Genomic DNA, 10680 nt, shown 5'->3' with positions numbered 1-10680 from the left:
ATTACGAGGCGCTTGGGTAGGCGTTTTTGCGTGCGCCAGGGCGCTGTTTTTGGTATGATTTCGTAATGAAATCAACGCCCGATAACGCCCCTGCGGCTCCCGATCTCCGCGGCCTCTCCGCCGCGGAGATGATGGCCGTTATCGGTGACCTTCAGCAGCAACTGGCCACCCAAGAGCAGGCCATCCGGCAACGCGATACGCGCATTGATCTGCTCGAAGAACTGCTGCGCCTGAAGACCCTCCAGAAGTTCGCCGCCAGTAGCGAGAAGCATCAAAACCAGATCACGCTGTTCGACGAGGCGGAGGTGGAAGCCGAGATCGATGCCTTGCGCGAGGCACTCCCGGACGAGGCTGAACCCGACCCGGATGAGACGCCGCGCACGTCGGGCAAGCGGCGCGAGCGGGGCTTCTCGGACACGCTGGCGCGCAGGCGCATTGAGCTCACGCTGAGCGACGAGGACAAAGCCGGTGCCAGCAAGACCTTCTTCACCAAGGTCAAGGAGGAGCTTGAGTTCATCCCCGCGCAGTTGACCGTGCTGGAGTACTGGCAGGAGAAGGCCGTGTTCGCCCACGACGACGGGGAGGAGTCCCTGGTGGCGGCGCCCCGGCCGGTCCACCCGCTGGGCAAATGCATCGCCACCATCGCGCTGCTCGCCTACATCATCACCTCGAAGTACGCCGACGGTCTGCCGCTGTACCGACTGGAGAACATGCTGGCGCGGCTTGGGCATCCGGTCAGTCGCACCAGCATGGCGCACTGGATCATCCGCCTGGATGCGGTGTTCAGCCCGCTGATCAACCTCATGCGCGAGGCGCAGAACACCAGCGACTACCTCCAGGCCGATGAGACCCGCATGCAGGTGCTCAAGGAGGACGGCAAGGTCGCCCAGTCCGACAAGTGGATCTGGGTGACCCGGGGTGGCCCGCCGGGCCGGCCCACGGTGCTGTTCGCCTATGACCCCTCACGTGCGGGGAGCGTGCCCGTGCGCCTGCTCGATGACTTCAGCGGCATCCTGCAGGCCGATGGCTACTGCGGCTACGGCCAGGTGTGTCGGGACAACGCCATTACCCGGATCGGGTGCTGGGATCATGCCCGTCGCAAGTTTGTCGAGGCCTCCAAGGCGGCGCCGCCCAAGAAGAAGGGCAAAGGCAAACGCCAGGGCGCCAAGGCGGATGTGGCGCTGAGTCATATCCAACCGCTCTACGCCATTGAGCGCCGGATCAAGGATCTCGGCGATGATGAGCGCTATCGCATCCGCCAGGCCGAGAGCCTGCCCCGGCTCCAGGCGTTCAAGACCTGGCTGGAAGACAACGCCGGCAAGGTCGTGAAGGGCTCACTGACCCGCAAGGCGATGGACTACGCTCTGAACCAGTGGGACACCCTGGTGGGCTACTGCGAGCGCGGGGATCTGCAGATCAGTAACGCCCTGGCCGAGAACGCCATTCGCCCGTTCGCCCTCGGTCGCAAGGCATGGTTGTTCGCCGATACCACCCAGGGCGCACGCGCCAGCGCGAGCTGCTACTCACTGATCGAGACGGCCAAGGCCAATGGCCTGGAGCCCTCGGCCTACATCCACCATGTGCTGACGCACATCGGCCAGGCGGACACCGTGGAGAAGCTGGAAGCACTGCTGCCCTGGAATACGGGCCTGGAGCCGGCTCCGAAAAAGAGCTGACAACTGCTCCCGGGGCAAGTGGGTCGATTCTCAGGCGCTTACGCGAAGTTCGATCCCGGCGTGCAAGGCGAGGACAACCTGCTGGGCATTTCGAGCCGCGCATCACCCGCCCGCTGCGGTGGCTGGCGGACTCCCGCGTTCCGCGTGAGGTGGACACCATTCTGAAACGATCTCGCCGGAGGGGACTACAATGGGCAAGGACGAGGGAAGTAGCCATGCCGCACGATGCAGAACACACCTATGTCAACGAGCGTAATCCTCTGGCGGTACCCCAAGGCGAGCGCGTTTCCAGCGGGCCCTCGGCTGCACCGGAGCGTTGGCTGACCCGTCGGCTCTACGAGCTGGTGGGCTCACCAGCGTTGGAGGTACGCCTGTGGGACGGTTCGTCCGTTGGATCCGGCGACAGCACTCTGGCGGTCGAGATCATGGATCGCGGCGCCTTGTACGAGCTGCTTCGTAACCCGAACCTGGCCTACGGGGATCTCTACAGCACCGGGCGTATCGAGGTGCATGGCGAGCTCAAGGAAGTAATGAATATCCTGGTACGAGCCGCAAATGAACACGAAGGCCGCAAGCCTGCCTGGCTGGAGTGGCTCTGGCGTGATAAGCCGAGCAGTGGCGCGGATGTGTCCGGGGCGCGGGGCAATATCCATCACCACTACGATTTGGGCAATGAGTTCTACAGTCTCTGGCTGGACCACGCGGCCATGCAGTATACCTGCGCCTATTTCGAAAGCCCCGACAACACCCTCGAGCAAGCGCAACTGGCCAAGCTGGAACACGTCTGTCGCAAGGTGCGGCTGCAGCCCGGCGAGACGGTCATCGAAGCCGGCTGTGGCTGGGGCGGGCTCGCACGCTACATGGCGAAGCAGTACGGGGCAAAGGTACGCGCATTCAACATATCCCGGGAGCAGATCGAGTATGCCCGCGAGCAGGCCCGTAGGGAGGGCCTGGACCATCTGGTTGAATACGTTGAGGACGACTACCGCAATATTTCCGGCTCCTGCGACCACTTCGTTTCGGTGGGTATGCTCGAGCACGTGGGACCCGCGAACTACGAGGCCTTGGCCAAGGTGGCGCGGCGCTGCCTGCATCCGGAGGGTCTGGGCCTGATCCATACCATCGGGCGTAATCGACCGCGGCCGGTTAACAAGTGGATCGAGCAGCGCATATTCCCGGGCGCCTATGTACCCAGCGCGGCGGAGCTTATGACGCTGTTCGAGTATGATGATCTTTCCGTGCTGGACGTGGAGAACCTACGGCTGCATTACGCGCAGACCCTGGATAACTGGCTGGAGCGTTTCCGGGTCCATCGGGACTGGGTGGCGCAACAGTACGACGAGCGCTTTGCTCGTGCCTGGGAGCTGTATCTGGCCACCTCCAGTGCCACCTTCACGCAGGGAGGGATGCAACTCTTCCAGGTTGTGTTCGCGCCGGCCCGGTCCAACAACGTACCCCGCAATCGCGCGCATCTATACGAAACCACGGCGGCGCCTCGGGAGTGGGCCGACGGATGAATACGACCTGATCGTTGTCGGAGGCGGACCCGCCGGCTCCAGTCTCGCCCACGCCCTCACCCACCGGGGCTGGCGGGTGCTGGTCATGGACAAGGCCCGGTTTCCCAGGGACAAGACGTGCGCGGGCTGGGTGACCCCGGCGGTGCTGGAGTCCCTCGACGTTAACCCTGAGACCTATGGCCGCGATCATGTGCTCCAGCCCATTCGTTCGTTTCGGGTGGGGTTGATGGGTCAGGAGCCCGTGGAGACTGATCACGGCGAGGAGCCGGTGAGCTACGGCATTCGTCGGTGTGAGTTCGACAATTATCTGCTAGAGCGCTCGGGAGCCGACATGGCGCTGGGCGAGAAGCTCCACGACCTGCGCCGCACGGAGGGGGCCTGGGTACTTAATAAACGTTTCCGGGCCGCCTGGCTAGTGGGCGCGGGGGGTCACTTCTGTCCCGTTGCCGCCCGTCTCGGAGACGGCCCGGGTGGGTACGAGCAGCCTGTGACCGCCAAGGAAGTGGAATTCGAAATGACGCCGGAGCAGCAGCAGCGCTGCCGGGCCCGAGGCGATACGCCGGAGCTGTGGTTCTGCCGGGACCTGAAGGGCTATGGCTGGGTGTTTCGCAAGGAGGAGTACCTTAATATCGGACTGGGCCGTCAGGAGAACCACCAGCTTTCGGTACACTTGGCAGAGTTCGTCCGGTTCATGCAGGACGCCGGGCGTATCCCGGAGGATCTGCCCAGGCGATACAAGGGGCACGCCTACCTGCTGCACGGCCACGCCCGTCGTCCACTGACCGACGACCATTGTCTGTTGGTCGGTGATGCCGCTGGCCTGGCCTATGACCAGAGCGGCGAGGGGATTCGCCCGGCGGTGGAATCCTCCTTGCTGGCGGCGGATCTGCTCGCACGCCTGGGAGATCGGCCGGAGACGGTGGTCGCGGAATACGATCGGGCCATTCGCGCTCGTTTCGGCCGGCGTGGCGACGAATCCGGTGGTGTGCGCTTGCCCGAATGGCTGAAAGCCACGGTCGCCCCCCCGTTGATGCGCACGGACTGGTTTACCCGGAAGGTGGTCACGGAGAAGTGGTTCCTCCACACCGACGTGCCGCTACTGCATCTCAGCGCCTAATAGACAAGAGTGGAAAGTGAAAGCTGCCAGGCGGCGAGCAACTCACGGCACTTCAATATTCGAGTAGCAATCGTAATGATTTTTTATCGCGGCTACTTGTCATCATCCCGAGTCAATTTCTGATAGACGCCCAGACCTACCACCACAAAAATAGCTGCAATTAATAGAAAAGTGGGATAGGTCAGCGTGGTAATATCTTTTGTCCCGGCGTCAAAAACGAAAACCAGGGCTTCCAAGTTTACGGCAATAGCAATTATGACGAGAAACTTTAATAAAGTCCCCCTCTGTTTTGCCGGCGATTTCGTGGCACTGCTGCTAAAAACTTCCTCCTCCAACAAAAACTTGGAAACATCAAATACAGCCATTCCAATCACGATCAAACCGATGGCATTAAGAAGGGCTGTAACGAGCAAGGTGTCTCCGTGTATCGATAGCCATATATCCCAAAAAGCGACACCCATCATTGTGAGACTGATAATACCCAAACTTAAACTGATGAGTCCATAAACAGAACGCCCTATCCAATCAGAAATATGTTGCGTCTTATTCATCTTTTCTCCGAATCGCTAATGGATTTGTCCGCATATATTGCTGCTAACAGTGCGTGAGCCCCCTTCACCATGATTAGGGCAGTGTGCCGGCATGATATCTACGAAGCCGTCGCTGGAGTCGACAGGCTTTATGCGGCATATACAGGAGCGTAGCGCGAATTGGCCGTAGGACACCAACCAAAAATTCGACGGCGTGTTTTCCCGCCGTCACCTACGAAGCGGACACTGATCGATGGTGGGGCAAGATCCGCCCCGGGTCGGGAACTGCTTCACGGAACACCACGTGGACGCTAGCGCACAGACATCAGTTACTTTCAGGAATAGTCTTGATGGTTGAACCAAGCGTTGTACAGAACTGCGTTTTCACAACGTTCGCACAACGCATTGTCGACGGAAATTCCCAAGCAGAATGCACGACCCACAGGATGTATATGATGAGCAACGAACCCGTTAACCAGATGCAGACCCAGATCGAGAACACCGTAGCTCGCCCGGCGCGCAACTACGCGAGCGTTATGCTGGATCACTTCGAGCAGCTCGCGAACCTGCAGTTTGAAGCCACCAAGGCCTATGCCGAGACCAGCATGCAGCAGGCCCGGGCCGCGCTGGAAGTGAAAGATTCGTCGGATGTCCGCGCCTACATGGAAAACCAGCAGAAGGTTGCCAAGGAGATGGGTGAACGCATCAAGGGCGACATGGAGAAGGTGGCGTCCCTGAACCAGGCCTTCGCCCAGAACGCGCAGAGCGTCACACGGGACAGCGCCGAGAAGGCGTCCAAGGCTGTGCAGGCAGACTCCGAGAAGGACACTCAGGACAACACTCAGAAGGAGTCCAAGGCGGCGAAGGAAAGCAGCAAGAAGGACACTCAGGCCGGCTAGCCAGAAACCACTAAGCGCTTAGTCTGCGCTTTGTTGCAGCACAACCGCCACTCCGGATTACTTCCGGGTGGCGGTTTCTTGTGTGAGCGGGTTCCTTGTAAGAAGCGGTCCCTTGATCCGTCAGGCCTTTATCAACGGGCCGAGGGACAGTGCTGGCCGGTATTGGCCAAACGGCGTCCTTTGACCACAGGCTCGCGTTTGGTCAGAGAACGTCTGCGAACTCCCGCAGTGTGTCTGCCGTGACGACGAGCCCCTGAGCCGCCAGACAACGCATCGAAGACCACCAAGAAGCGCACGTCAGCACCCCATCTCCAGATCCTGCGCCTGCTCGGTCAGTGCATCCCGGGCCTCCTGGCTGGCACGGCCACGTTGCACCTTGTAGGCCAGCAGATCCTGGTATCGAATCCAGCCCATAAACATCGGTGCGGTCGTCAACAGAAAGGCATATTGCCGACCAGCATTCCCGCTAATGCGTAAGTCCCCAGAAACGAGCGATTTGGCGTGTCGAGGAAATGCCCACTTCCAGCATGTACTTGCCTTCTTCGCCAAGCCCCTTGTCTCCCCCTGCCCTGATCGGTGTGCCGTGACCCATTCTGTTGATGATGTACTCCTCGATGACCGTCCGGCCGCCAGGCGTACACCAGACCTGTCGGCGAAAACCATCGACCCTCTCCACCTTAGTCGGCGGTCCTTGGACCTTGTGTATCTGCTGCCACTGCGCGACGATTGAATCGGCGTTGCAGTTGCTCACGGTCCTGTCGCGGCCGCCATGCCAGACCGAGATGGTTGGCCAGCGGCCGGTGAATCTCGAGGCCCCACGCAGACGCGCCTGCAGCCCACGGTCTGAGGGGCCACCATGTCCCTTCATGCGAGAGAGCGCCTGCATCAGTGTGTCGGCGGTGCGGTAGGGCAGCCCGGCGATGATTGCGCCCCCAGCGAACACTTCCGGGTAAGTCGCCAGCATGACCGACGTCATGGCGCCACCCGCGGACAGCCCTGTGATGAAGATGCGCGACGGATCGATGTCGTGATCATCAACGACCTGCGCGATCATATGGCGGATGGAGAGTGGCTCACCGCCGCCGCGGTGGCAATCCCCCGGTTTATACCAGTTGAAGCCGCCAAAGACGTTGTTGGCCAGCCTCTGACGGGGAAAAAGGAGAGCCACCCCGCATTCCTCGGCGAGCGTGGACCACCCCGATCCCCGGTTATAGCTCCCCGCCGACTGCATACAGCCATGCAGCACGACGACGAGCGGACCTTTCTTCGGGAGGCTCTCCGGGATGTAGGTATTCGCACATAGCGACCCGGGGTTGGTTCCGAAGCTTTCCAGGACATCCATACAATATCTACCTGCACCGATGGTTGCGTCGGGGTGTAGCCAGCATTCGTCAGCAGTAGCGGGATTTCTATTATTAGCTTAAAGGACGGGCCCGTCCGTACGGACGCGGTAGACGTGCTCTGGATTGGTTTTTCACGGAGGTTGACCTCTGCAGCCCAGGAGGGTGTCTTGCCGATACAGAAGGGTCATCGGCGCTGATCTGACGCTATCCTGGTCGCTACAGAGTGTCGGTACGCTCGCGCACGCTGGGGCTGCCAGGGCCGGCCGCGGTATCGTCTGTGATCGAGGACGCCGTCTTGGTCGCTCCGAAGATCAGACGCTGCCGTTGGAGACCCCATTCTTCCGACGGCGACGGGCCGAAGTGCTGGTGATAGCACTTACTGGAGTGCGGTGGTGACGCCCGAGGTGCTCACGAGGTTCTTTAGCGCCCTTGGGCGCCCCGGCGGAGCCAGTCGTGCACGAAGGCCAGCTTGCGGCGTGATGCATCAGAGAGGGCGAAGGGGTAGAGGTCTTCCAGGCCCATGGCGCGGTTGACGTTGTTGACGCCAACGGCAATGGAGGCTGCCACTTGGATCAGGCGGTCGGGATTCGATTCCGCGTAGGGGTCCCAGCCGCTGACGGGCAGTTGCGGCGTGGAAAGGCCGGCGGCGACGAAGCTGTCGGCAATGTCCGTCAGGTGCAGCAGGTGCGCAGCGGTCTCGGCCCAGTCCTCATGCGGGTGGGCAGACGCATAGGAGGTCATGAAACGTTGCCTCCAGTCGGGCGGCGGCCCGTAATGATAGTAATGCTGGAGCGCGGCGGTGTAGTCGGCCCGTTCGTCACCGAACACGCTGCGGAAGGCGTCGAGGAAGTCAGCACGCAGGCTGAGCCGCCACCACAGCATGTGCGAGATCTCGTGGCGCATATGGCCGACCATGGTGCGGTAGGGCTCGTCCAGCGCCTCTCGGCGGGTGGTGCGCAGCACCGGGTCCGCCTCGGCCACGCTGATGGTCACAATCCCCTCGACGTGGCCCATGAGCACGGGCGTGGGGCCCTCCGCGAGCATGTGGAAAACGGGGGGTGCCCCCGGATCCTCGGGCCTGAACCATTGCCAGCGTCCGAGATTGTCCAGCACCCAGCGCTTGGCGGCTTCCGTCTGCGCCCAATTGGGAATGGCGTCGGGCGCCGAGGGGTCCGGGGCCAGTGCGGTCATGGCGCAGGACCGGCAGAAGGCGCCCTGTTCAGGGGCGATCCAGTTGCAGCCGATACGCTCGCGATTGACGCAGAAGGGCGGCATGGGCAGGAAGGTCCGTGCCTGCGGATCGTAGGCAACCGGGGTGCCGTCGGCCGTGGCCAGGTTATCGAACCAGAGCGACCCAGAGCCGACGGGATTAGCGAAAACGCGCATAGGGCGGAGCTCCGGAAGCGCAATGGATCAACAACTGTGGAGCTAGCGTCGGATGGTTCTCTTCTGCCAGCCACGGGGCGAATCAATCGGAATAGTCCGTGACTCCGAGGCTTTTCCTCAGTGCGCCTGCGCACAGACGCCCGAGCGGCCCGACACCGAATCCGCCTCCTCGGTGCACTGGCGCTATCCAAATCTGTGTGGTGCGCCAGGAAAACGCCTGGCACTTGGGAGTTGACTGATGAAAGTCAGTGAAACTGTGTTCGGAACCCTGTGGGCAAGTGACCCCACCCAGCCAAGGCTGGCCACCAGCTGGAAGCAAGTCTTGCGCTCCGGCGGGCGACCGCCGGGGTGAAGCGTAGACAGCGATCCTGTAGGCCGCGTCATTGAGCCCCGTAAAGTTGGTGAGTGGTGGGTGCCGACGGTCTCACACAGCCGGAAGGCGACACGGCGCGCTGTAATGGGCCTAGCGTTTGCCGACCCACCGGGGTCCTAGAGCGGGGCATGCAGGGATTGGGGTTCCCAGGCGACCTGGGAGGTCCTGTCGCCTCCACCGAAGGCGTACGGCGCTGAGGGGCACGCCAGACAACTGTCCCGGCCCACGGCTGGGCGCCGCAGCCGCTGGGAGCGAACCCCAGGCGCGACGGTGGTACCGGCTCGCGAGGGAGACCGGAGCGGGTCGGGACGGGCGGCAGGAAGTCGGAGTGGCCCATAGTACCGTCGAAGCGGGGGAAGCCGCCCCAGGCGACCCCGTGGAGGAAAGGGGCCACCGGATGATGGAACCGTTGGAGGGAACGATGCCAGAGACTTCGGGCTCTGATCCCATCTCCCCGCGACTCCAGCGGATAGCGGAGTTGGCGAAGCAGATGCCGGACAAGGCGCTCAACCCGCTGGCCCACTACATGGACGAGGCGTGGCTCCGCGAGGCCTATCGCCGTACGCGCAAGGAGGGCGCTCCGGGCGTGGATGAGCGCACCGGTGCCGACTATGGCCGGGATCTGGAGGCGAACCTGCGTTCGCTGCTGGACCGGGCCAAGTTGGGCGGCTACCGAGCACCACCCGTCCGGCGCACCTACATCCCGAAAGGGGACGGCGGGCAACGCCCGCTTGGTATCCCCACGTTCGAGGACAAGGTGCTCCAGCGGGCGGTGACGATGATCCTGGAGGCGGTGTACGAGCAGGACTTCCATGAGGGCTCTTTCGGCTTCCGGCCCGGGCGCTCTGCCCACCAGGCGCTGGAGACCGTGCAGACGAGCCTGATGCAGATGGGCGGCGGCTATGTCGTCAAGGTCGACATCCGCCAGTTCTTCGACACCGTCCCCCATGATCAGCTGCGTGAGGTGCTTCGCCAACGGGTAGGTGACGGCGTGCTTCAGCGCCTGATCGGCAAGTGGCTCAAGGCCGGTGTCATGGAGGGTGGACAGTGGCAGCGCCTCGGGCAGGGTACCCCGCAGGGCGGGGTAATCTCGCCCATGCTCGCCAACGTCTACCTCCATGAGGTCCTGGACGAGTGGTTCGAGACGCAGGCCAAGCCACGGTTCCGTGGCAAGGCACAGCTGGTCCGCTACGCCGACGATGCCGTGTTGCTCTTCCAGCATCGGAGGGACGCCGAGCGGCTCCTGGAGGTCCTTCCCCACCGTTTCGGGAAGTACGGCCTGGAGCTGCATCCGGAGAAGACCCGGCTGATCAGCTTCCAGCGTCCACCCCGGAACGTGAAGAGGCCCCGGCCGAGGCCGGATACCTTCGACCTGCTTGGGTTCACCCTGTACTGGGGGCGATCCCGCCGGGGCAACTGGGTCGTCAAGGCCAAGACGGCCCAAGATCGGCTGAGCCGAAGCCTGCGCAGCATCCACCGCTGGTGCCGTGGCAATCGCCACCGGCCGATCGAGGAACAGTGGGCAGTGCTTTGCCGCAAGATGAAAGGGCACTACGCGTACTACGGGGTCACCGGTAACAGCGCAGCCTTGCAAGCCTTCTACCAGTCGGTCCGACGACGGTGGCGCTACTGGCTTGCGAACCGGTCCCAGCGGGGGAAGATGCCGTGGTGGCGTTTTAGCCAGCTCATGGACCGTCATCCCCTGCCTCGTCCCCGTATCAGGAGGCACTATGTACTTCCGTCTACCTAGCGAAGCCATCACTCGAACAGCCTCTTGCGGTAGTCCCGCACGAGGGGCTGTGTGAGGGGCCAAGGGGGAAACCCCTTGGTCTACTCGAC

General features: G+C 62.4%; 8 protein-coding genes. 5 read left to right on the top strand and 3 right to left on the bottom strand.

Annotated elements, in window-relative coordinates; all coding sequences use genetic code 11:
• Positions 1 to 65: 65 nt before the first annotated feature.
• From tnpC to LRA98_RS11975, 3 genes are all read left to right on the top strand, one after another.
• Positions 66 to 1676, top strand: a complete 1611-nt coding sequence (gene tnpC, locus LRA98_RS11985) for an IS66 family transposase (protein WP_238634135.1) — start codon at positions 66 to 68, stop codon at positions 1674 to 1676.
• 215 nt (positions 1677 to 1891) lie between these two features.
• Complete coding sequence (locus tag LRA98_RS11980) at positions 1892 to 3193, top strand: SAM-dependent methyltransferase (protein WP_238634136.1); 1302 nt, start codon at positions 1892 to 1894, stop codon at positions 3191 to 3193.
• Entirely contained in the window at positions 3138 to 4310 is a 1173-nt protein-coding gene (locus LRA98_RS11975; protein ID WP_338018559.1) for an NAD(P)/FAD-dependent oxidoreductase, read from the top strand. Before LRA98_RS11980 ends, LRA98_RS11975 begins: the two co-directional genes overlap by 56 nt.
• A 92-nt stretch (positions 4311 to 4402) precedes the next feature.
• Here the strand turns inward: LRA98_RS11975 and LRA98_RS11970 are convergent, their stop codons facing one another.
• The gene (locus tag LRA98_RS11970; RefSeq protein ID WP_238634137.1) at positions 4403 to 4861 is read right to left on the bottom strand and encodes a hypothetical protein; all 459 of its coding nucleotides are present in this window, start codon (positions 4859 to 4861) and stop codon (positions 4403 to 4405) included.
• Between the two features lie 434 nt (positions 4862 to 5295).
• On the opposite strand from LRA98_RS11970, the gene LRA98_RS11965 reads away from it, so the two are divergent.
• On the top strand, positions 5296 to 5739 hold the full coding sequence (locus tag LRA98_RS11965; RefSeq protein WP_238634138.1) for a phasin family protein: 444 nt from the start codon (positions 5296 to 5298) through the stop codon (positions 5737 to 5739).
• Between the two features lie 466 nt (positions 5740 to 6205).
• On the opposite strand, the gene LRA98_RS11960 is transcribed toward LRA98_RS11965, so the two are convergent.
• Both LRA98_RS11960 and LRA98_RS11955 read right to left on the bottom strand, forming a co-directional pair.
• On the bottom strand, positions 6206 to 7081 hold the full coding sequence (locus LRA98_RS11960; protein ID WP_238634139.1) for an extracellular catalytic domain type 1 short-chain-length polyhydroxyalkanoate depolymerase: 876 nt from the start codon (positions 7079 to 7081) through the stop codon (positions 6206 to 6208).
• A 421-nt stretch (positions 7082 to 7502) separates the two neighbouring features.
• Positions 7503 to 8468 (bottom strand): zinc-binding metallopeptidase family protein, encoded by a 966-nt coding sequence (locus LRA98_RS11955; RefSeq protein ID WP_238634140.1) that lies wholly within the window; start codon positions 8466 to 8468, stop codon positions 7503 to 7505.
• An 851-nt stretch (positions 8469 to 9319) separates the two neighbouring features.
• On the opposite strand from LRA98_RS11955, the gene ltrA reads away from it, so the two are divergent.
• A complete protein-coding gene (ltrA, locus tag LRA98_RS11950; RefSeq protein ID WP_238634141.1) occupies positions 9320 to 10591 on the top strand; it encodes a group II intron reverse transcriptase/maturase in 1272 nt (423 codons plus the stop codon).
• Positions 10592 to 10680: the final 89 nt, after the last annotated feature.

Source organism: Halorhodospira sp. M38 (genome assembly GCF_022227985.1).
Lineage (GTDB): Bacteria > Pseudomonadota > Gammaproteobacteria > Nitrococcales > Halorhodospiraceae > Halorhodospira > Halorhodospira halophila_A.
Note: the sequence above shows the minus strand (reverse complement) of the source record. Positions and strands in the feature narration are given on the sequence as shown.